Origin of the sequence: Paenibacillus sp. FSL H8-0283 (assembly GCF_045040675.1) — a bacterium.
Taxonomy (GTDB): domain Bacteria; phylum Bacillota; class Bacilli; order Paenibacillales; family Paenibacillaceae; genus Paenibacillus; species Paenibacillus amylolyticus.
Window position 1 is genome coordinate 4,788,652 of sequence record NZ_CP150295.1, and the last position, 23,647, is coordinate 4,812,298.

Genomic DNA, 23,647 nt, shown 5'->3' on the forward strand with positions numbered 1-23,647 from the left:
GAAGTCATGCGTCACATTTGGCACGTTTACAAAACAGACTGGTTGCATATTCTGAAGGTTCCTACAGGTATATTTCTAATTGTGGCTATTATTCTACTGCCCGGGGTGTATGACTGGGTCAACGTGAAGTCCGTCTGGGACCCATACAGTAATACCCAGGGGATCAAAATTGCGGTGACAACTGAGGACAAGGGTGCGACTGTTGAAGGAACCCATGTTAATATCGGAGACGAACTGGTATCCAGCCTTAAACACAACGAAAAGCTGGGCTGGACTTTTGTGGACCAGGCTGAGGCTAATCGGGGTGTGCAAACTGGAGAGTATTATGCAAGCCTGCTCATTCCGGGGGACTTTTCATCCAAAATTACAGGCATCGTTAATGGGAAGCTGGAGCGACCGGAAGTAATCTATACCGTCAATGAGAAGGTGAATGCCATTGCTCCTAAAATCACAGGCTCTGGTGTATCTGCCATAACAACACAAATCAATGAAAATTTCACTGAAGCCGTCAGTGAGGCCGTTCTGACCAAGCTGAATGAAGCCGGGGTTGAGATTAATTCCCAGCTTCCAACATTACGCAAAATGGAGAATGGCATTTTTACGCTGGAGAAAAATCTTCCGGCTATTCAAGCCGCAGGTCAAAAGGTTCTGGAAGTAGAAAAAGCCATGCCCGAGATTGTAAAAGATGCTCAAAAGATCGTTGAAATCGAGAAAAAACTGCCTGAAATCAATGAAGCAGCGCAGTATGTGCTCAAGGTGCAGGAGTATTGGCCACAAATTAATGATGCGGCTTCCGAAGTGCTGGCTATTCAAGAGCGGATACCGGATATACAAAAAGCGGTAGAACGCATTCGAGAAGTGGATGAAAACTTTGGCCAGGTATCAGATGTCATCCAAACGGCGCTGGATAAAACCAACAAAGCTCTGTCTATCGTAACGGCAGCAGAGCAAGGTTTGGACAAAGTATCACAAATCGCTGGCAACGGGATTGAGCTTGCAGAGGGATTAAATCAGTTCGTGGATTCCAGTGAAGAAGCGTTTCAGACAATTGGCCCGACGATCCGCCAAAATCTTCTGCTGGTGCAGCAGATTACTAACGCTACAGGAGACGTATTTGCACAATTGCAAAATTCGGATCTTAATAACCTTCCTACAGTAGAAGATCTCGACCGGATTGCTTCACGTTTAGGGGTTGCGGTAAAACTCGTGGACAGTATGGCAGAACTACTGGGCAACATCAATAACTTGCTTCCAAGCCAACCACTTGCCGATAAAATCACACAACTGAACTCCGTTTCAGATAAACTTCAGTTGCAGATCCGCTTGGCTGGCATCATCAGTGATGCCATGCGTCGTAATACAACTCCACCAACAGACGTCATCGCTCAGTTAAATACTCTCTCGAAGGACATCAGCAGCGGGATTGGCAATATCTTAAACACCTATGAAAGTGAAATATCGCCTGCACTTGCAGCTGGTGCGGATAAGCTCAGGTCTACCCTCTCCACTTCAGCAGAAACTCTGCAAGGAGCAAAAGATCGTATTCCGGATATTGCGGACATTCTTGCATCAGCCAAAGAAGGAATTACGTTTGGGCAGGCAGAGTTGACAAAAATCCAGAGCGAACTGCCTCAAATACAATCTAAGATCCATCAGATATCAGAGACACTCGCGAACAAAAGTGAAGGTTTTATCCAAGCTCTGAACACAGTTTCTTCATTAATTCGAAACGATCTACCCAAGCTGGGAAACAAACTGAACGAAGCAGCTGATTTTGTTCGTAATGATCTGCCTACTGCCGAGAAACAGATAGGCAAGGCATCCAATTTTGTACAGAATCAGCTGCCGGAGGTCGAAAAAGGAGTTCACCGTGTTGCCGCGCTTGTACGTGATGATCTGCCAGCATTGGAAAGTGCCATCAGCAAGGCTGCTGACAAACTTCGGGAGGTCGAAGGTAATAACCAGTTTGCGGAGCTCGCCAAACTTTTGCGCGGCGATATTGAAGAAGAGAGTGCTTTCCTTTCGAGTCCCGTGCAAATCAAAGAACAACAGCTTTATCCGATTCCGAATTATGGATCGGCCATGTCACCATTTTATGGCGTGCTGTCCTTGTGGGTTGGCTCAACACTGTTGATTTCTCTGCTTCGTGCCGAAGCTGAAAATCCAGGGGGCAAGTTCCGGGGATATGAATTGTATCTTGGACGTCTCGGTACTTTTCTGACCATTGGGTTACTTCAGGCGATATGTGTCACCCTGGGAGATATCTTAATCCTGGGTACCTATGTTGCAGATAAACTGTGGTTTGTCCTGTTTGCCATGCTGGTGAGTGCCGTATTTGTCACCATAACGTACACCCTGCTGTCCGTATTTGGAAATATCGGAAAAGGGATCGCCATTATCTTCATGGTGTTCCAGTTCTCCAGCTCCGGCGGTACGTTCCCAATCAGCATGACATCACCCTTTTTCCAAGCATTGAATCCGTTCATGCCCTTCACGTATGCGATCAGTCTGTTGCGTGAGTCGGTCGGCGGCATATTGTGGTCTACTGCCATCAAGGATATTCTGTGGTTGTGTATGTTCATCGCGCTGAGTCTCATTGTTGCTCTCGCTTTGAAACGTCCACTCAGCAGTCTCACCAAACGTTCAGCCGAGAATGCCAAGAAGACCAAAATTATTGCTTAACTCACTTTGCTCAACACTAATTAAGAAAAGGCCATTGGACTTTACATCCAATAGCCTTTTCTTATTTCATTATATGAATCGATACATTTACTATTTGACTATTTCACTGAGCGTTCCTGTTCCAACTGATTATAGGATTGTTTGATTGTTGTTAATGTTTCTACATGGCGATAGATGTTGTTACTTGCCGTAACGATAACACATAACATGATCAAGCCTATAACCACTTTTTTCCCCAATCCCGGACGAAGGCTGATGACGAAACCTCCACCCAACAGGAAGAACGCAAACAGATAATGTCCCGCATACAGGTACATATCATATTGAAATACAGCCAGACCAAAGCCCACGACGACATGAAGCAAAAAGGCAAACAGAATATATGGCACAATGGTCCACACTTCACGTTCACGAATGCCCTTAATGAAGCCCATGAATGCCAGTAGTAAAACAAAGATACCTGTCATCTGCACATAGATTGGATTGGAACGTGATAGATCCGTAACAAAGGCTGCCATGCCCGGGTCCAGTAAATGCATCTTCGGTGTCAGCATCGGATTAATGGTTAACATGTTCAATGCTTTCCAATGAACAGCGAACTGGAATGGTGTTGCATAGCTTGTTCCACCATTTTGAATGCCCAACAGCCAGTTACTAACCCAGCTACGACCTCCGAATGCAACATACTGTATCCCAGTTAATACGACGATGATCAGAACCGCCAGTGCCATGATGCCGATGTATTTTTTCAAATTCGCCTTATTGCGCCATGTATTCATATTAAAGAATGTGGCAGCAGCAAATGGTACGATATTGGTCGAGGTTAGTCCAAAGTTAATCGATGCAAGCAATGCATTGGGTACATAACGTACGTCCTGACGCTCACGAGTATACTGCATGTAAACCACCGACAACAGAATAACGAACTGTACATAAGGATACGAATCCGGGATCAACGCGGTATACATCAGATAGGAACTGAAACCAAACAGTAAGGCAAACAGCAGCGGTACGATGGTCGGTTTATCTTCTTTTTGACTCAGGAACAGATACGCCAGCACCACCGAACCCGCATTCACCAGCGATTGCAAAATTAGAAAGAACCAGTTGCCTCCCAGAAGTTTCGCTACAGCCGCAAGGGTGACTGCGAGAAAGGAAATCAGCGGATGGATCACGGAAGAACTGTTGTCCCCATAATACATTGAAGGATCAAAGTTGAATAAATTAATTGGAAACAGCGTCGTATTAAATGGGGTATACGCCCCAAGCATCTCTGCATTATTTTCAATGTACAGAACATACGAGCCGTTCATTAAACCATAGAACAGAGCAAATCCCGCAAACAGGTAAAAGGCTGTCCAGTTGGCTCTGCGATTATAAAATAAGTGATCTAAAAAGTTCATGCTTTCATTTCACATCCTGATTAATTAAGTTCTAAAATACCAATAAACATAGGCCACCCATAATACATGCCACACCTATCCAGCGTAAAGGGCCCACCGTCTCTTTAAATACCAGCCGAGCTATGATAAGAGTCCACACATATGTTAATGCGTTCGCAGGCAACACTACGGTTAATGGAAGAAACTTCAACAATACAATATTCAGCAACGCACCCGTTCCGTAGAATCCAAGTCCCATGAGTACATGCAGACGATTGCGACTGGAAGCATAAGCTTTCAGTCCGGCCCCGCCCAGTGCACCACACAACGTCATGACAATTAATACGGCAACCATCCAGCTATCGATCAACACTGGTTAATGTCACCCCGATTCCAAGCAACACAACTGCTGCCAGCTTCTGCATCGTAATTTCTTCCCCAAGCAAAAAATATCCATAGATTAAGGCAAATACGTAGCTGGCACACATCAGAGGATAAGCAACAGAGAGTTTTTCCAGAGCAAAAGCTTTAATCATCAAAATTGCTCCAAGTCCATAACACAGAAAACCAACACCCAGGTAGATCCACTCGGTTAGTCCCCATTTCCAGAACAATTGACCCGTTGCTGTCAGAAAAGCGGAAACGAGCATCAACCATTTACCAGTATGACGCGATTTTATTTCCCCCACGTTAATGCCTCCATGTCCGGAACACGCTTGTTAATAAAGTATCGTTGACTTACAAGTTGCATGACTGGAAGGTCGGATAAGGAGTCCGAGTAGGAACATGACTGGTCATAATCAATGACCATATTCTTCTCACTCAGATAAGCCTGAATTCGGCGTACCTTCTCTTCCCCTTTGCAATTGCTGCCATCAACTCTGCATGTGTAACCATTCTCATGACGGACAAGTTCAGTTCCAATTACATGATCCACCCAGGGAAAATTATTAAAGTATTTCATATAGGCATGCGGAGATGCAGTTACTAGCAAGACATGATACCCTGCTTCTTTGCGATGTTGCATCTCTACACTGGCCTCGGCAAAAATGGACGTACGCAAGCGAGTATCAAAGAAATGTTCGAGATCTTTTTCAGACATACGCTCAATTTCTTGAAAGTAGGATCGTTTGACTTGTTCAACCGTCATAAAGCCTGCCTTGAATAACACGGTATGTAATGCAATGACAGGTAATCTCCATACCTGCCACGGGTAACGGCGAACACCGTAATGCACAAATTGAAACATGGAATCACTGCGTATGATCGTTTTATCAATATCAAAAATTGCGACTTTCGTGCTTTTCACCCTGATCCCCCTCAGCCTTTATTCAAAGATTGCAAAGATTGTAACAACACTTATCACATACAACATAACCGTAATTAATATAGGCTTGTCCTCAAACAGCACACGATCGGGCGAACCTCCCTGGTTCTTCATGTGGATCAGATACAGGTAACGGAACATGCCGTAAATGACCAATGGAATCGTCCACATGAGATGAATGGTTCGATCTGAAGTGAATGTGAACAGGGAATAACTGATAATCGTAGCTGTTGTCACAATTGTATTGAATTGATCCAGTAACGTAATGGAGTAGTTATCCAAAACCTTACGATGTGATCCCGTGTTTCCTTCAAGCAACGTAAGTTCATTTCTCCGTTTGCCAATGGCCAGAAATAACGACAACAGCATGGTACAGATCAAAAACCACGGCGTGAATGGCACATGGATCAGCACACCACCTGCAATGGCACGAAGTACAAAGCCGGCTGCAATGGTCATCATATCCAGGATAACAAGATGTTTCAGCACAAATGAATACGATACATTCAACAGGAAATAAACGATACATAACACCCCGAATAGAGGGTTCATCATGAAGGCCGTTCCTACGGAAAGGATTAATAGAATAATGCCAAACAACAAAGCATGACTCGGATTCACCTGCCCAGAAGCCATAGGACGATACTTTTTCACCGGATGCTGTCGATCCCTGTCCCGGTCTACAAAGTCATTTAAAATATAAACACAGCCTGCAACAAGGCTAAATAGAATAAAACCAAGCAACGTCGCAAGAATGGTTTCAGTCCGAATCTCTTCAAAAGAAAATAGTAACGCAGCAAATAACAGCAGATTTTTAGTCCACTGTTTGGGTCTTAACAATCTGATTAATCCTGACACTGTACTGCCTGTTCCTGTAGCCGGTGAGGACACCGTACTTGTTCGTGATGATAACAATTGTAATAACTCCCTTCAACAACAACTTCTGTATATAACAAATAACGTAAAGATCTAATCATATGTTGCTTGTATAATTTTGTAAAGGGAGTAAATGAAAAAATTCTAATATGGACATAAAAAAAGAGACCGTTTCCGGTCTCTTCGTAAGTACATGATTGAACTATTGGGTAATGCGATTAAAATTCGAATTGTACGTCGCTCAGACGACGTTTGATCTCAGCAATAACACGTTTTTCTTCCTCTTCACCCTTCGCTTCAAAGGTTACAGAGAAACGAACAAAGTTACCCGCATCATCCCAAGGTACGGATGAGATCAGTTTCTCACGAATCAGGAATTGGGAGAAATCTTCGCCGGATTCAAAGCGACGTCCGCCAACCACACCTTTTGGTGCTTCTACATACAGGAAGAATGAACCTTTAGGTTTTTCAGCCTGGAAGCCCAGTTCGTTCAATGCGGCAACGAGCATGTCATGACGGCGAGAATATTTCTCTGCAATTTTTTCCGTAATTTCAGGGTGATTCAATCCATAAGCAGCAGCCTTTTGAATCGCGATGAACTGACCGGAGTCATTGTTGTCCTTCACGTCACTGAATGCTTTGACTACAAGCGGGTTACCCGCTACAAATCCGATTCTCCAACCCGTCATGTTGTAGGACTTGGACAGAGAGTGTAGCTCTACGCCGACATCCTTCGCACCAGGTACCGACAGGAAGCTGAACGGTTTTTTGCCATCATACGTCAATGCTGCGTATGGAGCATCATGTACAACCACAACATTATATTTCTTAGCCCATTCCACAACTTCAGTGAAGAACTCCACCGTCGCGCTTGCGCCTGTTGGGTTGTTCGGATAGTTCAGGTAGAGCAACTTCGCACGTTTTGCGATGTCTTCCGGGATAGCCATCAGATCAGGCAAGAAGTTGTTCTCTTTCGTCAATTGGATGTTGAACACTTCTCCACCCAGATACTTCGTATGTGTACCCATAACTGGGTAACCTGGAACGGTCATGATCGTAACATCACCCGGATTGATGAAGCATGAAGGCATCATCGCCAAAGCCGGTTTTGAACCAATGGAGTGTACGATTTCAGTATCTGCATCGATACCTTCTACGTTAAATACGTTTTTCAGGTAGGAAGCAGCCGCAGCTTTGAATTCAGGAATACCATTGTCGGCATAACCACGGTTCTCAGGTCTGGAAGCTTCTTCTGCAAGTGCAGCTACAATGCCTGCATCAGCCATTTCGTCCGGTTCACCTACACCAAGGTCAATCAGTTCCACATCGGGAAAATCTTTTTTGGCCGAAGCTTTGGCACGTTTGATTTTCTCGAATTTATAAATGTTCGTGTCTTTACCATAGTTGGAGCCACCGATACGGTCGGCAAAATTAGTCTGAATGTAAGTTTCTTGGTATTTATCGATACTCATAACGTTGTTCATCTCCTCATTTGACGCAAATTTCTACACTTTAATATGAAGCATTTGCGTGATCAAAGCCATGGACAAAGTATCCGAACATTTGTACTTTCTTGGAGCTGTTAACGACTGCGTAGCGAGGCGAGCACGTCTTCCATATCTTGCGGAATCGGAGCTGAAAATTCAAGGTATTCTCCCGTTGTTGGATGCACAAATCCAAGAATGGCCGCATGAAGAGCCTGTCCTTGCATTTTGATGCCTTTATTCCGTCCATAAGTTGGATCTCCTACAAGCGGGTGACCAATAAATTTCATGTGAACCCGAATCTGGTGAGTACGTCCTGTCTCCAGTTTCAATTCCAGCAAGGTGTAATCATTAATCCGCTCTGTAACGGTAAAATGCGTAACGGCATGTTTACTGTTACGTTCTGTGACCGTATACATTTTGCGGTCATTGGTATCCCGTCCAATCGGTGCATCAATGGTACCTTGATCATGATTAAGATGACCATGAACAAGCGCAATATACCGTCTATTCACCGTATGTTCCTTCAACTGAGCAGCCAGTGATGCATGAGCACGATCGTTCTTGGCAGCCATGATCAGGCCGGATGTATCCTTATCGATACGATGCACAATACCAGGACGCAACTCCCCATTAATACCCGAGAGGTCTTTGCAGTGATGCATAAGTGCATTAACGAGGGTACCCGACGTGTGTCCTGGTGCCGGATGCACCACAAGACCACGCTGTTTGTTGATCACGATCAGGTCGCTGTCTTCATATACCACTTCCAGCGGAATATCTTCGGCAATGATCTCCACAGCAGCTGGTTCTGGAATCTGTAACTCAACCAGATCCCCTTCGGATAACTTGGCATTGGCTTTGACTACAGCACCATTTACCGTAACCATTCCGTCTCCGATCCACAATTGAACTTGGGAGCGAGATACGTTATCCACGGCTTCCGTAATATATTTGTCAATTCGTTCTTTTTTATGTTCAGCGGCAACGGTCCATTCCATACGTTCATTGCCATTCATTAGTTCTTCGTCGTTAATCTGTTCCTTATTCGGATTACTCATGATGTTCATTCCCTTCAATCTTCGCGGCTGCTTTTTCGCGCCGTCCTTCAAGCAATGTCTCCACTATGATCAACCCTACACCGATGCAGATTGCCGAATCGGCGATGTTAAAAATGGGAAACGTATAACTTCCAAAATTAAGTTGTACAAAATCTACAACTTCTCCGGTCAATGCCCGGTCAAGGAAGTTGCCAATTGCTCCACCAAGCACCAAACTAAGCGCCACAGGCAGCAATTTGTGCGGGGTATCTTTTACCTTTTGCAAATACCAAATCAAGGCAACGACCACAATCAACGTAACCACGATAAAGAACCAACGCTGGTCTTGCAGAATGCCAAATGCTGCTCCTGAGTTACGATGTGATGTGATGACAAAGAAATTGCCAATGACCGGAATTTCTTCTCTGAGTTCCATCCGGGTTGCAATCAGATACTTGGTTCCCTGATCCAATAAAAATACGATAAAAGCGAGGATATAATACACCACGTTTGTTTGTCACTCCGTTCTTGTCTTTTCCAAACGATACCAGGCTTACGCCAGACTTGTTTATTGTAGCACAGCTGTTTGGAAATCGTCCACGACGCGCTACATCGCAATGCTTATGGCAAAAACGATAACATTTCCCTTCTGTAATCTTGCCCTCAATGGCACATCCTACAATAGAGTCAAAATCCGGATTTCAGCATGAAAGCAGAAAGGGGAAAATCATGTCACATTTTACTAACGAACAGCTACAATTTCTACGTTCCCAACTGATGTCCGATAAGCGCGATATTGAACATAGACTTTCGGAAAACGAGCATTATGGCCTTGGAGACTCCCTTAAACTACAGACAGGTGAATTATCACCAATTGATAACCATCCTGGTGACATAGCTACGGAGGTGTATGAACGCGAGAAAGATATTTCCCTGCTGGAACATGATGAATTCCAATTGGAACGAATCGATTCTGCACTGCACTCCATCGAAGAAGGACATTACGGTACATGTGCGGTCTGCCAGCAACCCATCCCTTATGAACGCATGGAAGCTGTCCCCTACACCAAATACTGCAAAAAACATCAACCGGAAACCGTTGTCTCTGAGAACCGTCCTGTAGAGGAAGAATTCCTCGCCCCGGCATTTGGTCGAACCAGTCTGGACGAGCGTGATGATCAAAATGGCTTCGATGGTGAAGACACTTGGCAGATTGTTGAAAGCTGGGGCACATCGAACTCACCAGCCATGGCTGAAGGACGCGATATCGACAGCTATGATGTTATGGCGATTGAAGCCACCGATGAAGTGGAAGGCTGCGTTGAAGCGTACGAAAGCTTTGTTGCCACGGACATCTATGGTCATGACGTCTCCATCGTGCGCAATCGGCAATATCGCCAGTACCTGGAGAACCGTGAGGGCGAGGGTCTGTTAGAACCGGATATGGAGACGGATGACACGTATTAATTGCATTTTGATATCATTTGCTTTTTTCGCTTAATCGCTTAGTATGTGTTCATATCAAGTTGGCGCTGGACAATGCGCACAATATCAGCGATGTAATCTCCAACAATGGGAAGATTGAGCGCCCCAAGTAGCTGCAAAACGTAAATGATCGTTGCTGCGAAAAAGGTAAACCCAATCGCAATCCCCACACCTCGTGCGGCTCCAGACAACAGGTTAAGTCCAATCAATTTCCATGGTCTGTTCAGCAATTCTGTGTATTGCGCTATTCGTGAACGTTCCAGTTCATTCGCCAGACGGTTCGTCAGGGTATGTAACTCTTCAATTTTGTCATGGGAATTGAGATTATCTGATGTTGATTGTTGTGAAGTGGATGCGGTTTGCTTGTCATGTTCGCTCATGTTTTGGTCAGTTCCTTTGATCAATATAGATTGAGTGCACTATAGAATCATTGCCTTTTTGCCTAAAAAACAAACGAGCCCAGATACAGGGAATATGTCCCTGCCTCTGCGGCTCGTTTATTTATATCCTATATTCTGTCCTTGTTGAATATTACATAATCCAAATTATGCTTCGATGTATATACCGATCGATTTGCCTCCGGCTTCAACACGTTCCATGGCCTCATTTGTGCCAAATGTCACTTCGGTTACGAGAACATTTTCACGCAACACATCATCAAACGCTTGAATAGCTTCCTGAAGGGATGCATCCACATCCAGTGTCAAACGTACTCTTTTCTCAATCGGCAGGTCCAGACGTTTCCGGGTATCCTGCACAGCACGAACCACTTCACGGACCCAACCTTCCTGTTCCAAGGCTGCCGTGATTTCGGTATTCAGCGCAACCGTCAGACCGTAACCTGATGCCGAAGCAAAACCTGATTTGGCCTGTTTATCAACCAATAATTCTTCGCTCGTTACTTGCAGCTCTTCGCCTTCCGGTGAAACGATGTTCAGTACACCTTCCGAAACCACTTTACGCGTCTCATCGGCTGACATTCCCTTGAAGAAGTTTTGCAGGAACCCTACGTTTTTACCGTATTTCTTACCTGCAACTTTCAGGTTCAGCTTCAATGTAAAGTCAACGAATTCCGCATCATTATGCTCCGTACGGATTCCTTTTACATTGATTTCTTCTTTGATGATCTCTTCATAACTTGCCAGGTCAAACCCTTTATCGAGTGAAACGATCAATTCGGACAGTGGCTGACGTGTCTTGATGCCTGTTTCGTTACGAACGTTACGGGCAAGTTCAACCACGCGGCGAGCCGTCTCCATATCCTGTTCCAGTCCTGCATCAATCAGCGCTTCATTAGCTACCGGATAGTCTTCCATGTGCACACTCTCGCCTGTTGCAAGGTTCAGATAGATGTCTTCTGCCAGCATTGGTGTGAACGGAGCAACCAACTTCGCGGTAGTCACCAGTACCTCAGTCAATGTACGGTAAGCGTCCAGTTTATCCTCTGTCAGCCCACTTCCCCAGAAGCGGTCACGGGAACGACGGATATACCAGTTACTCAACTCATCAACAAATGCTTCAATCGCTTTGGAAGAGTTCAGATAGTCGTTAACCAGCAATGCTTTTTCTACAACCAGGATCAGGCTGTTCAGTCTCGACAGAATCCAGCGATCCAGCTTGTGTGCGGACAGTTGGAACGGGTGCTCCTGTGGATCAAATCCATCAATGGTAGCATAAAGCGTCAGGAATGCATGGGTGTTGACCAGCGTATCCACCATTTTGGATTTTGCTTCCCCTACGATACCTTTGGAGAAACGTTTGCTGTTCCACGGTGCACTGTCAGACAACAAAGCCCAGCGGAATGCATCTGTACCGTATTCTTCAATCACTTCCCAAGGATCGATAACGTTACCTTTGGATTTGGACATCTTCTGTCCGTTCTCGTCAAGAACGTGTCCTGTAGCCATAACCGCTTTGTAAGGCGCTTTGCCTGTCAAAAGGGTAGAAACCGCCAACAAGCTGTAGAACCAACCACGTGTCTGGTCAATCCCTTCACAGATCATATCCGCAGGATACTGCTGTTCGAACACTTCTTTATTTTCAAATGGATAGTGTTGCTGGGCAAACGGCATGGAGCCGCTGTCGAACCAGACATCGATCACTTCCGGTGTACGTTTCATTTCATATTTGCCACAAGAGCTCATGACTTTAACGTCATCCACATATGGTTTATGCAATTCAAGATTCTCAGGCACATCACCTACCGCACGAGCACGCAATTCTGCAATGCTGTGTGGTGCAAATTGTTCGCCAGTCTCCTCGCACACCCAGATGTTCAGCGGAGTTCCCCAATAACGATCACGGCTGATGTTCCAATCCACCAGATCCTCAAGGAATTTCCCGAAGCGACCTTCACGAACGTGACCTGGGTACCAATCCACTTCACTGTTGTTGGCAATCAATTGGTCCTTGATGGCTGTTGTTTGGATAAACCAGCTGTCCATCGCATAGTACAGAAGCGGTGTATCACAACGCCAGCAGAATGGATAGCTGTGCTCATATTTTTCTTTGCTGAACAACCGTCCATGCTCAGACAGATATCGCACGATATCAATATCACAATCCTTCACGAAACGTCCCGCAAAGTCAGTAACCTCAGCGACAAATTTGCCTTCCAAGTCCACCATGTTCACAAAGCTGATCCCATTCTCACGGCATACACGATAGTCATCTTCACCATGGGCAGGAGCCATGTGTACGATACCCGTACCACTTGCATCCGTTACAAAGCCTGCACCCAGAATGATGTTGGCTTTCTCAGCCTGTACGTAGTTGAACGGAGGATCATACGTTTTACCAACGAGGTCAGTGCCTTTCAGTGCACCAATGATTTCATACTCACCCTTGGTATCTTTCATCACTTTTTCAACCAGATTGGTTGCCATGATGTACACTTCATCACCTTGACGAACACGGGAGTAGTCCATATCCGGATTCACGGCAAGTGCAACGTGTGAAGGCAGTGTCCAAGGTGTTGTCGTCCAAGCCAGTACAAATTCTCCGCTGTCATTCAGTTTGAATTTCGCTGTAGCACTCAGATCTTTGACGTCTTTGTACCCTTGTGCAACTTCATGGGAACTCAGTGTTGTCTGACAAGAAGGACAATACGGGCTCACACGGTGACCACGATACAACAGGCCTTTCTCATGGATTGTCGCCAGGATGTTCCATACACTCTCGATGTAGTTGTTATCAAGGGTGATATACGGATTATTCATATCCGTCCAATATCCGATACCTTCTGTCAGATCACGCCATTGTTGCTCGTATTCGAATACGCTCGCTTTACATTCGTTAATGAATTTCTCCACGCCGTAATCTTCGATTTCCCACTTGTGGGAGATACCAAGTTTCTTCTGTACACCCAGTTCTACAGGCAGACCATGTGTATCCCAACCCGCTTTACGAACGACACGGTAACCTTTCATCGTGTTATACCGTCCAACAAAATCCTTGATTACCCGTCCCAGTACGTGACCGATATGCGGTTTTCCGTTTGCTGTAGGCGGCCCTTCATAAAATACGAAGTTTGGCTTGCCCTCCCGGTTTTCGATGGATCTTTTGAATGTATTCTCCGTTTTCCATTTATCTAACACGCGTAATTCTCTGGCACGTGCCTTCTCTTTGACGTCAACTCGTTGCATGATGATTATCTTCCCTTTCTTTGGTTGGATTGTGGACCGTCCACAAAAAGCGTTTCAATCCCCCTAAATCCCCCTTGCCAAGGGGGACCCCATAGGCGCTCCGCCCTCTGGACACCCGGGATGGGTTGTCGTTGGGGATCGGTGGCGCTTATGGGCGAAGGTTAATGTGCGTGATGGCGGCCATTTTGCGGCTGTTCCCTGCGTGAACGCCGCATGGCCTTACTGCGAGGCGGGTGTTGCCGGGTGCTTCGCTTTCCCAGCGGGCGGCTCTCTCCTTGAGGTCCCTTCGGGCCTCATGAACGTTCGCCTTAGCGAAACCCGTGTGCCGGGTGCTTCGCTTCCCCGGCGAGGAGGCTCTCTCCTTGAGGTCCCTTCGGGCCTCATGGACGCTCACCTTAGCGAAACCCGTGTGCCGGGTGCTTCGCTTTCCCGGCGGGCGGCTCTCTCCTTGAGGTCCCTTCGGGCCTCATGGACGCTCGCCTTGGCAAAACCCGTGTGCCGGGTGCTTCGCTCCCCCGGCAGGTGGCTCTCTCCCTGAGGTCCCTTCGGGCCTCAGGGACGTTCGCCTTTTTTGGACACAAAAAAGCCCCGTCCCTGGAAAGGGACGAGGCTATACTCGCGTTACCACCCTAATTCTGTTCATCACAAACCACATCCAGGCAAGCCTGGGTATGCTCTGTCATCAACAGCGCTTATGCCCCGCTAAACTACTGCAGGGTGCCGTTATAACGTACGGCTTACGGTTCGGCTTACACACGGCAATCATAATCACCGCTTCAGCGTCACTTCTCCGGGGAGATATTCGGCTATAACTCATCCATTGGTTTGCACCAACCACCAACTCTCTGAGGGATGAGATCATAACGTACTGAACCCGTCATGGAATCACTATTCATTATGAATATAGTTATAGCCTCTTTGCAGACAAAAGTCAACCAGGCGACAGACTAATAAATTTCTTTCATCTCCCGCTCACGGTCACGCACTTCCTGCTCCCGGCTCTCCAGCACTTCCCAACCATCCTGAGTCAACAGTTCAAGCTGCGCTTCAACAAGCGTGCGGAAACGGGCACGATAAATCGAGGCCTGCTTTTTCAGTTCTTCCACTTCCAAAGCAATTTTGCGAGATTTGCCCAACGATTCGTTCACGATCCGGTCTGCATTTTTCTCTGCTTCCTTCACGATCAACTGCGCTTCTTTCTTCGCATTACCCTTCACATCATCAGCAGCTTCCTGCGCAATGATAATCGTTTTGCTAAGCGTCTCTTCAATTGTAGAAAAATGATCCAGTTTCTCCTGAACGGACAGCAACTGATTGCTCAGCTCTTTGTTCTCGCGAATGACGCCTTCGTAATCTTTGATGACTTGATCCAGGAATTCATTGACTTCATCCTCGTCATACCCGCGCAAACGTCGGGAAAATTCCTTGTTGTGTATGTCCAGCGGCGTTAATGGCATGCTGTCCACCTCCTGTTAAAGTTCCTTCCCGTCCAGAGAAGGTTTGCAGCATATGGGTACCACCCAAGGGGCCGTATCGTTGATGCCTAACCTTGGCAACGTATACGGAATGCAGGATCAGAATTGCATCCTCCAACGTTCATGTAAAGCTTTGACTTAATGTTTATCGGATACACCGCGTATTTTCTACACCTTTATGATAAACATTTCGACAAGAAAGCGGATTTTCCTGCAACAGACTCAGGCAAATTTGCCGATTTTCACTCGGCAACGCCCTTTTTTGGTCATCCCATCCTGTTCCATAACCTTGAAGCGGCCAAATCCCTGAATGGATACGACATCACCCGCTTTTAGCGATTTGGAGGGATCTTCCTCAACTTTCCAGTTCACACGGCAGCGACCAGCTTTGATCGGCGCCAGCACTTTACTGCGACTAAGCCGATACACATCTGCGCAGATTCCATCCAAACGAAGAGAAGCGACCGTAATGTCCATCGTCTCCAGTTTACTCTCTGACCATCGCATCTGATCCAAAGGAAGTAACTCTGTGAACACATGTAACCGATGCACCTGATTCAGTTGAAGCGATAAAAAAGCGCCGGTTTCCGCCGCCACCACTGTATGGCAACCGTCCTCCAGCACTTGGATATCTCCGATCTTTCCACGTTTCATCCCAAGCCCGAGCAGGGAACCCATATAGTCCCCATGCTCCAGCTCCGAGATTTTCTGATCATCAGACGTAATACTGAGCACCTGCATACCCATATCCTCATCATCCAGATACATATAATCAGGTGCAACCAGCGCACGCTTGCGTTCAGCAACCTCGTAACCACCATCCAGACGAATCTGAACGTCGTTACGGCGATTGGCAAGAGTCTGTAATATAAAAACCTGTCTTGGATCAAGAAAGTCAGTTAGCTTCATGTCATGATACTTACCTGCCCGCTCAACCCAATCCGAAGCTTTATCTACAAAATCCCGCTCATCATGGCTAAAATGTTCGTAAATTTCACCGCTCATCTATGTCACCCTACCCTAATAGTCCGTGTTCAAAAAGACCGGTTTTCAGTACCGAGAAGATGGGATAAAGCTAGAAATGGAGTAGCGGAGCGTAGAAAAAAACTACGTGAGCAACTACAATGTTTCCGAAGGAAACATACTTCGTAAGCCTCCCGCTTATTTCGGCTGAATTCCATATTCGATGCTGACGATGCCACTAGGCATCCTTCGTAATCAAAAGCGGACTTTTTGAACAACCTCTAATATGCAAAATACCGGAGTATGGAGATCAGCCCATTAAGCGCAAGTTGCAGAACGATCAGCGCCACAATTGGGGAAATATCCAGCACACCGAACAAAGGCGGTATAAATCGGCGAAACGGACTTAGATATGGTTCCACTAATTTGCCCAGCCATTCACCGATAAAGCTTTCCCGTGCGTTGGGAAGCCATGACATCAATATGTAGACGATGACCATGTAAAAGTAAATTTGATATGCAAAACCCAAAATATTAACTAACGACTCCAAAAACGGCTCACCTCATTCTGTTATAATCTTGCTCGCTGTCAGCCAGTATTTCCGTAATTGATCCCTGAATTTCAACCGTATCTGGCGTACAGAGAAAAATGTTTCCGCCGATTTTGGAAATACCGCCACCCAATGCATATACCGTGCCACTCAAAAAATCAATAACACGCAGCGCTTGGTCCTGGCGAATTCGTTGCAGATTCACCACAACGGTACGATGCGAACGCAGATGGTCGGCAATTTCCTGAGCCTCGTCATAAGAACGCGGTTCATACAGAACAACTTTAACATTTTTCTGGGAATGAATGCTCACCACATTATTCCCCCTTTGGTTTCTACGTTTATCGAGACTGGAGGTTTCAGCTTCCTGATGTTCAGATTCATTTTCCTCCTGCGCAGCCATTCGTTCACGTTCCACAATCTCTTCCTCTTCCTGAAGTCCGAGGAAATTCATAAATTTATTCATTACGCCCATCGTGAACCCTCCTCTTTTCCTACGAGAATCGATCCTAGCCGTACCCAGGTTGCACCTTCTTCAATGGCCACTTCAAAATCATTGGACATCCCCATCGACAGCTCAGTCAATGGCTCTGCTGTAAGGGCTTGTCCATTCAATTGATCTCTCAGCTCACGCAATCCACGAAATACGGGACGCGTCAGCTCCGGATCTTCCTCATGAGGTGCCATAGTCATCAGGCCAACGACCTTGAGATTGTTGAACGAACGAATATCACGCAAAAAAGAACTTGCCTGTTCAGGCTGTAATCCATACTTGCTCTCTTCACCCGAAATATTCACCTGCAAAAACGTTTCCACTTGGATGCCAAGTGAAGCTGCTTTTTTATCCAACTCCTTCGCCAATGACAAACGATCCAGTGAATGTATGTAACGAAACTTGCCAATCACGTCTTTCACCTTGTTTGTCTGCAAATGACCGATAAAGTGCCAGGTACCCTGCTGACCAAAAGCTTCCCATTTGGCCTGTGCATCCTGCCACCGGTTTTCTCCAATATGCTCAAGACCATGATCCAGCACCGATCCCGTTGTTTCAAGTGAGACATATTTCGTGACCGCAATCACATTCACATCATCACGATGACGGTTACTGCGCCGACATGCATCCTCGATCTTCTGATTTACCTGTTGTATACGCTCCTCCAATGACACAGAGGGTCACCTCTCTTCCAGCCCAATCCAGCTCGCCATCCGCCCTGTAACACCATTTTCCTTCCGATAGGAGAAAAATAGTTCGGGATGACAACTTGTACACCATGTTGTACATTCGATATGATCCGGCATTATTCCTGCTTTCATCATAATGTGTCGATTACATTCTTTCAAGTTTAACATCGTTTTACCGTTATTCACGGCTCGATATGCTTGTTTAGAAGCAGAACCCTTGTATTTATCATTAACCGGGGAATCATCAAACCAAACCCGTACATGCTGCATGACTGCCTCATCCACTTCATAACAGCAATCCCCAATCGACGGACCGATTGCAGCTCGAATGTCCTGCCTACGGCTGCCATACTCCCGTTCCATCGTCTCCACCATGGATACAGCGATACCCGCGACTGTACCTTTCCAGCCGGCATGAGCAAGACCTACCGCCTGTTGCACAGGGTCATAGAAATAAAGCGGAACACAGTCTGCGTAGAAAGAAGTCAACAGCACACCAGGCGCATTCGTGACCAAGCCATCCGTATCCTGCAACGCAGATTGACGATCAAGTAATCCTCTGCTCCGATCTTCAGCGGTAATTACAGCCACATGTTTGCCATGCACCTGCTCTCCACAGGTCCATGCTTCTGCTGCAAAGCCAAGCTTCTCGGTTACAAGCCTGCGGTTGTTAAGTACAACTTCAGGGTCATCCCCCACATGATAAGCACAATTGAGCGTAGCATACGGAACTTTTCCAACTCCACCATGCCTCGTCGTAAACCCGACTGACAACTGTTCAAATTGCTGTGTCCAGGGCTCAACATATAATAATAACGGATCAGGACCGAAATCTGAATTTGGTTTTTTGGTCCGTTCAAGTAATTCTTTATCCAATACAAAGGGTTCCATTATCTCACCTCACCACTTCCAGTGTACCAAATGAGCCACATTCTGTCTCATTTATATCGTTCGACGCTGATTACGTTCCGACCGTTCAATGCGTTCCACTCGCTCTGTGCGGTTATGCTGCTGTTCATCATACAGGCGCGCTTCGCGATCACGCTCGTCATACGTATTTTCCTTCACCTCATCCATCTTCACCAGTATCACATCTGAACCAATCTTCACAATGTTTCTCCAGGGAATCACCAGATCCGTTCCCCCGCCAAAAAGACCCATAAAACGGCTGTACCCTGGCACAACAATCGCTTCAATTCGTCCCTGCTTCAGATCCAACTCCAAATCACTGATCTGACCGAGGCGTTTACCATCCGTAATGTTAATGACATCCTTTGTCTGAAAGTCCGAGATTTTCATGCCTCGTGCCGCTACTTCGCTCGTATTTACTTTCATTCATTCCCGCCCCCTGTTATTCCTCTTCTGCCCGTTCTTCACGCTTCTATACAATATATGTTTCAGGGGCGAAAAATGTCCTGTTTTTCATCGAATGTGGAAACGGTCCAAAACAAAAAGACGACCAACGGTATACACTGCCCCGATTGATCGTCCTTCTGCCTTTGCATCGTGTTATGACTTTACATGTTTTTGCATCTGCTGTATCGCTGATTTCTCCAGACGTGATACCTGAGCCTGGGAAATGCCAATTTCATCAGCCACTTCCATCTGGGTTTTCCCTTCGAAAAACCGCATCGACAGAATCATTTTTTCCCGCTGACCAAGACGATGCATCGCTTCACGAAGTGCAATTTCCTCGATCCATGACACATCTTTGTTTCTGTCATCGCTGATCTGATCCATAACATAGATCGGATCTCCACCATCATGATAAATCGGTTCGAAAAGCGAGACCGGGTCCTGAATGGCGTCCAATGCAAAAACAACATCTTCCTTCGGCACATTCAGTACTTCCGCAATTTCAAATATCGTCGGTTCCCGGGAATTTTTATTCGTCAGGCTGTCACGGACCTGAAGTGCTTTGTAAGCAATGTCCCTCAAGGAGCGAGATACCCGAATTGGGTTATTATCACGCAGGTATCGACGGATTTCACCGATAATCATCGGCACCGCGTAGGTTGAAAATTTGACATTCTGGGATAAATCAAAATTATCAATGGCTTTCATCAGGCCGATGCAACCAACCTGGAACAGATCATCGACAAACTCCCCCCGATTGTTAAAACGCTGAATGACACTGAGTACCAGACGCAGGTTGCCATTCACTAATTTCTCTCTTGCTGAGCGATCATGGTGTTGCTGAAGGGAATGAAACAATTCCCGCATTTCAGTGTTGGTGAGGACAGGCAATTTTGCGGTGTCCACGCCACAAATCTCGACTTTGTTTCGGGTCATCGTGATTTACCTCCCAAGGAGAAACATTAATGTACATTATCTCCGGGGCAGGCTTTTTTATTCGTACTTGGAACCCTTGCCAGTAATACCCATTCTGACTAAAGATGTATTTCAGACCATTTTATTAAACTCCTTGCGGAGTCTTTTAATGATTCTTTTTTCGAGTCGAGAGATGTAGGATTGGGAGATTCCGAGAAGATCGGCTACATCTTTTTGTGTCTTTTCTTCCCCATCCGTCAGGCCAAAACGAAGCTCCATAATCATTCGCTCGCGCTCCGTTAATTTTTCCAGTGCCTTGTGCAAAAGTTTCCGGTCTACCTGCTCTTCAATATTCCGATAGATTGTATCGTTTTCAGTACCCAATACATCGGATAATAATAGTTCATTTCCATCCCAATCAATGTTGAGCGGTTCATCAAAAGAAACTTCAGTTCGGATCTTACTATTACGTCTCAGGTACATTAAAATTTCATTTTCGATACAACGTGAAGCATAGGTTGCCAGTTTGATTTTCTTTTCCGGGTCAAATGTATTAACTGCCTTGATCAATCCGATCGCTCCAATGGAGACCAAATCCTCAATATTGATTCCTGTGTTTTCAAATTTTCGTGCAATGTACACCACCAGACGCAGGTTGCGCTCAATAAGCATCGCGCGAATGGCCGAGTCTCCCGAGGATAATTTTTGCAACAAAAATTCTTCCTCTTCCCTTGTCAAAGGCGGCGGAAGTGCCTCACTTCCCCCAATATAATAGATCTCTTCACTTTTGAGCCCCAACAAAAATAACAGACGGTAATATTGCAGCTGCGCCACCAGTTTCCATTTCACAAGCATGTACGTTCCTCCTATACCACATTCAGCGGCTTTTCTGTTGCTCCCGCAGAGAGAGCCGTAGACTGCGCAGAAGCAGCGTCTTGCACAAGTTCAGGATGAATCACGGCCTGGTATTTCCCATCCGACGACAAAACACCTCCATCCAGACCAATAAGTACCCTTGTCGTCTCATAACATGTTTCCTCCATCGTCACCTTCACCCGGTCCGGCTTCATTGCCAGCATAAACGCAGTCCCTTTGTTAATGCCCCGATAAGGCACCAGCCGCAGTCGATCCTGCCACTGAAAACTTTCCTGATCAAGCTCCAGAATAAGGTTGTCCGGCGCCTCGTCCTTGAGTCTACCCTTCCATGAAGCGGGTAACATGTCTTGCCATAACGAAACCTCCATCACCATGACCGGCATGCGCGATAAGGGATCTGTAAGTTGATTGCCCGTATCCAGAAGGCCTGTACAAGAAATGACTACCTCATCGATGCAGACCTCAACTTTACCCAAATAGGTCGTCATGCGATCCGTTTTCCGTTTTGAGCTCTGCACAGCTTTGAATAAAAACAGGACAGAAAAAAATACGATAAACGTGAACCAGAAAGCAATTTTCAGATCAAATGACATACCGCCAGAAGCCGTGAACCAAATGCCGTTAAACAACTCACCGGAGCTCTGAAGCATGTAATGCACACCCAGAATACCTCCGGCAGCGACAAAATTAATCACATAGAAGGTACCGAGCGTCCTCGCAAAAGCCTGCAGACCTTTAAAACCAAAAGCAATCGTAAGCATGACCAGCGAGAACCCGAACTTGATCAAAAAGGTGAACATAAAATCAAACTCCGGTACAAACATCATGACCACGTATAATGCACCCACAATGGCTGACAGCAACCATCGCCACCACACCAGCTTTGTCTTGCGCATCCAGGCGGTCATTCCGATGAGTGCACCGTCAATACACAGGTTTGTCAAAAAAATTAGATCCACATAAACAACCAAAGTCTTCACCTGCCTGCGCGCAACATATCGAAATACCGGTACCCGATATCCTGATATTCATGAGCATATTCACAAGTATACGGAGCCCCCTGTTCAAAGTCTGTCTAATCATGGGGGTGTGGTTCCAACTTTTTTTGTCGGAATTGCTCAGGCCCTTTGTTCAGAATTTGTTCATTGCTGTATGCTATGATATCTAAATAAACAGAAAAAACCCGGTCGCTCCATAAGGAGTACCGGGTTTCCAATAAATTGATTTGCGTATTAATCGTTGTTATTATTGCGTGAACGATTGCGTAAAAATGTCGGAATGTCCAGCTGATCATTGCTCGGCTGATTTCCGAAAGGACGCAGGTTCGGCGAACGTGTATCCGTCGTCTCCGCTGTTGCTGGAGCTGGCTTACGTCCTGGTGGTGGTGGAGCAGGTTTATCTTCAAAACCGGTTGCAATAACCGTAACCTTAATCTCCTCTTTCAGGTCTTCGTCAATGATGGCACCAAAGATCATGTTTACTTCCGGGTCGGAAGCAGACGTTACGATCTCTGCCGCTTCGTTCACTTCATACAGGGACAGATTAACGCCACCCGTAATGTTCATGATTACGCCGCGAGCACCTTCAATAGAAGTTTCCAGCAAAGGACTCATAATGGCTTTCCGTGCTGCTTCAGCGGCACGATTCTCACCAGTTGATTCACCAATCCCCATAAGGGCTGAACCACGTTCGTGCATAATCGTTTTGACGTCAGCAAAGTCAAGGTTGATCAGACCCGGTACAGCGATCAAATCAGAGATACCTTGTACCGCTTGACGAAGTACGTTATCCGCTTGACGGAATGCTTCAAGCATAGGAGTCTTTTTGTCCACGATTTCGAGCAAACGATCATTAGGAATCACGATCAGTGTGTCGACTTTTTCCTTGAGAGCTTCAATACCTTGCTCTGCATGGCTGGAACGCTTGCGTCCTTCAAAAGTAAATGGACGAGTTACGACACCAACGGTAAGTGCACCACACTCTTTAGCGATTTCGGCAATAACCGGAGCCGCACCTGTACCTGTACCACCGCCCATACCAGCTGTAACAAATACCATGTCTGCACCTTTCAACGTGTTCATGATCAGATCTCGGGACTCTTCCGCTGCTTTTTTACCTACATCCGGGTTGGCGCCAGCACCAAGACCACGAGTCAATTTATCACCGATTTGCAATTTATGCTCGGATTTCGCCAGGTGTAACGCCTGAGCATCCGTATTCACCGTAATAAATTCAACACCTTGTACACCATTTTCAATCATACGGTTGACTGCATTGCTTCCGCCGCCGCCTACACCGATGACTTTAATTTGAGCCAAGCTCTCCATCTCGAAATCAAATTCCAACATATTATTCCATCTCCCCCTCAATGTGCATGGATGGCCCGTCCAATTTTTGATTTGAACCGAA

Annotated in this window: 23 protein-coding genes and 1 other annotated feature; of the genes, 2 read left to right on the forward strand and 21 right to left on the reverse strand. The window is 46.1% G+C overall.

What is annotated here, in order from left to right:
• Nucleotides 1-6: 6 nt before the first annotated feature.
• Nucleotides 7-2,682 carry a YhgE/Pip family protein gene (locus MHI52_RS21275; protein WP_405157591.1) on the forward strand — a complete coding sequence of 892 codons (2,676 nt, stop codon included), beginning with the start codon at nt 7-9 and terminating at the stop codon, nt 2,680-2,682.
• Between the two features lie 98 nt (nt 2,683-2,780).
• On the opposite strand, the gene MHI52_RS21280 is transcribed toward MHI52_RS21275, so the two are convergent.
• From MHI52_RS21280 to lspA, 8 genes are all read right to left on the reverse strand, one after another.
• Complete coding sequence (locus MHI52_RS21280) at nt 2,781-4,085, reverse strand: DUF6080 domain-containing protein (protein ID WP_282320768.1); 1,305 nt, start codon at nt 4,083-4,085, stop codon at nt 2,781-2,783.
• Between the two features lie 31 nt (nt 4,086-4,116).
• Nucleotides 4,117-4,434 carry an EamA family transporter gene (locus MHI52_RS21285; protein WP_081746037.1) on the reverse strand — a complete coding sequence of 106 codons (318 nt, stop codon included), beginning with the start codon at nt 4,432-4,434 and terminating at the stop codon, nt 4,117-4,119.
• Nucleotides 4,424-4,714 (reverse strand): EamA family transporter, encoded by a 291-nt coding sequence (locus MHI52_RS21290; RefSeq protein WP_301291408.1) that lies wholly within the window; start codon nt 4,712-4,714, stop codon nt 4,424-4,426. Before MHI52_RS21290 ends, MHI52_RS21285 begins: the two co-directional genes overlap by 11 nt.
• A 26-nt stretch (nt 4,715-4,740) precedes the next feature.
• On the reverse strand, nt 4,741-5,373 hold the full coding sequence (locus MHI52_RS21295) for an HAD-IB family hydrolase (RefSeq protein WP_036614827.1): 633 nt from the start codon (nt 5,371-5,373) through the stop codon (nt 4,741-4,743).
• A gap of 18 nt (nt 5,374-5,391) precedes the next feature.
• Nucleotides 5,392-6,282, reverse strand: a complete 891-nt coding sequence (locus tag MHI52_RS21300; protein ID WP_074096975.1) for a decaprenyl-phosphate phosphoribosyltransferase — start codon at nt 6,280-6,282, stop codon at nt 5,392-5,394.
• A 203-nt stretch (nt 6,283-6,485) separates the two neighbouring features.
• Nucleotides 6,486-7,739 (reverse strand): LL-diaminopimelate aminotransferase, encoded by a 1,254-nt coding sequence (locus MHI52_RS21305; protein ID WP_405157592.1) that lies wholly within the window; start codon nt 7,737-7,739, stop codon nt 6,486-6,488.
• Nucleotides 7,740-7,849: 110 nt separating this feature from the next.
• The gene (locus MHI52_RS21310) at nt 7,850-8,812 is read right to left on the reverse strand and encodes an RluA family pseudouridine synthase (RefSeq protein ID WP_371129030.1); all 963 of its coding nucleotides are present in this window, start codon (nt 8,810-8,812) and stop codon (nt 7,850-7,852) included.
• Nucleotides 8,805-9,299: a signal peptidase II gene (gene lspA, locus MHI52_RS21315; protein WP_017687321.1), complete on the reverse strand. Its 495-nt coding sequence runs from the start codon at nt 9,297-9,299 to the stop codon at nt 8,805-8,807. The genes MHI52_RS21310 and lspA overlap by 8 nt, the downstream gene beginning before the upstream one ends.
• 221 nt (nt 9,300-9,520) lie before the next feature.
• Between lspA and MHI52_RS21320 the strand changes: the two genes are divergently transcribed.
• The gene (locus MHI52_RS21320) at nt 9,521-10,258 is read left to right on the forward strand and encodes a TraR/DksA C4-type zinc finger protein (RefSeq protein WP_076250774.1); all 738 of its coding nucleotides are present in this window, start codon (nt 9,521-9,523) and stop codon (nt 10,256-10,258) included.
• A gap of 38 nt (nt 10,259-10,296) precedes the next feature.
• On the opposite strand, the gene MHI52_RS21325 is transcribed toward MHI52_RS21320, so the two are convergent.
• From MHI52_RS21325 to ftsZ, 13 genes are all read right to left on the reverse strand, one after another.
• Nucleotides 10,297-10,656: a DUF5665 domain-containing protein gene (locus tag MHI52_RS21325; RefSeq protein WP_017687319.1), complete on the reverse strand. Its 360-nt coding sequence runs from the start codon at nt 10,654-10,656 to the stop codon at nt 10,297-10,299.
• 165 nt (nt 10,657-10,821) lie between these two features.
• On the reverse strand, nt 10,822-13,920 hold the full coding sequence (ileS, locus tag MHI52_RS21330) for an isoleucine--tRNA ligase (RefSeq protein ID WP_405157593.1): 3,099 nt from the start codon (nt 13,918-13,920) through the stop codon (nt 10,822-10,824).
• A gap of 597 nt (nt 13,921-14,517) precedes the next feature.
• Nucleotides 14,518-14,810: a binding site (T-box leader), on the reverse strand.
• Between the two features lie 57 nt (nt 14,811-14,867).
• On the reverse strand, nt 14,868-15,377 hold the full coding sequence (locus MHI52_RS21335; protein ID WP_017687316.1) for a DivIVA domain-containing protein: 510 nt from the start codon (nt 15,375-15,377) through the stop codon (nt 14,868-14,870).
• Nucleotides 15,378-15,617: 240 nt separating this feature from the next.
• Nucleotides 15,618-16,400: an RNA-binding protein gene (locus tag MHI52_RS21340; RefSeq protein WP_405157594.1), complete on the reverse strand. Its 783-nt coding sequence runs from the start codon at nt 16,398-16,400 to the stop codon at nt 15,618-15,620.
• 239 nt (nt 16,401-16,639) lie between these two features.
• Nucleotides 16,640-16,909, reverse strand: coding sequence for a YggT family protein (locus MHI52_RS21345; protein ID WP_017687314.1), 270 nt, complete (start codon nt 16,907-16,909; stop codon nt 16,640-16,642).
• Nucleotides 16,910-16,916: 7 nt separating this feature from the next.
• Nucleotides 16,917-17,384: a cell division protein SepF gene (locus tag MHI52_RS21350; RefSeq protein WP_017687313.1), complete on the reverse strand. Its 468-nt coding sequence runs from the start codon at nt 17,382-17,384 to the stop codon at nt 16,917-16,919.
• Nucleotides 17,375-18,076: a YggS family pyridoxal phosphate-dependent enzyme gene (locus MHI52_RS21355; protein WP_036614854.1), complete on the reverse strand. Its 702-nt coding sequence runs from the start codon at nt 18,074-18,076 to the stop codon at nt 17,375-17,377. Before MHI52_RS21355 ends, MHI52_RS21350 begins: the two co-directional genes overlap by 10 nt.
• Nucleotides 18,077-18,082: 6 nt before the next feature.
• Nucleotides 18,083-18,982, reverse strand: a complete 900-nt coding sequence (gene pgeF, locus MHI52_RS21360; RefSeq protein ID WP_405157595.1) for a peptidoglycan editing factor PgeF — start codon at nt 18,980-18,982, stop codon at nt 18,083-18,085.
• 51 nt (nt 18,983-19,033) lie between these two features.
• Complete coding sequence (locus tag MHI52_RS21365; protein ID WP_017687310.1) at nt 19,034-19,426, reverse strand: YlmC/YmxH family sporulation protein; 393 nt, start codon at nt 19,424-19,426, stop codon at nt 19,034-19,036.
• A gap of 174 nt (nt 19,427-19,600) precedes the next feature.
• Nucleotides 19,601-20,383, reverse strand: coding sequence for an RNA polymerase sporulation sigma factor SigG (sigG, locus tag MHI52_RS21370; protein ID WP_017687309.1), 783 nt, complete (start codon nt 20,381-20,383; stop codon nt 19,601-19,603).
• 111 nt (nt 20,384-20,494) lie between these two features.
• A complete protein-coding gene (gene sigE / locus MHI52_RS21375; protein WP_017687308.1) occupies nt 20,495-21,217 on the reverse strand; it encodes an RNA polymerase sporulation sigma factor SigE in 723 nt (240 codons plus the stop codon).
• An 11-nt stretch (nt 21,218-21,228) separates the two neighbouring features.
• The gene (spoIIGA, locus tag MHI52_RS21380) at nt 21,229-22,209 is read right to left on the reverse strand and encodes a sigma-E processing peptidase SpoIIGA (protein WP_036614861.1); all 981 of its coding nucleotides are present in this window, start codon (nt 22,207-22,209) and stop codon (nt 21,229-21,231) included.
• Between the two features lie 261 nt (nt 22,210-22,470).
• Nucleotides 22,471-23,586 carry a cell division protein FtsZ gene (ftsZ, locus tag MHI52_RS21385; protein ID WP_017687306.1) on the reverse strand — a complete coding sequence of 372 codons (1,116 nt, stop codon included), beginning with the start codon at nt 23,584-23,586 and terminating at the stop codon, nt 22,471-22,473.
• Nucleotides 23,587-23,647: the final 61 nt, after the last annotated feature.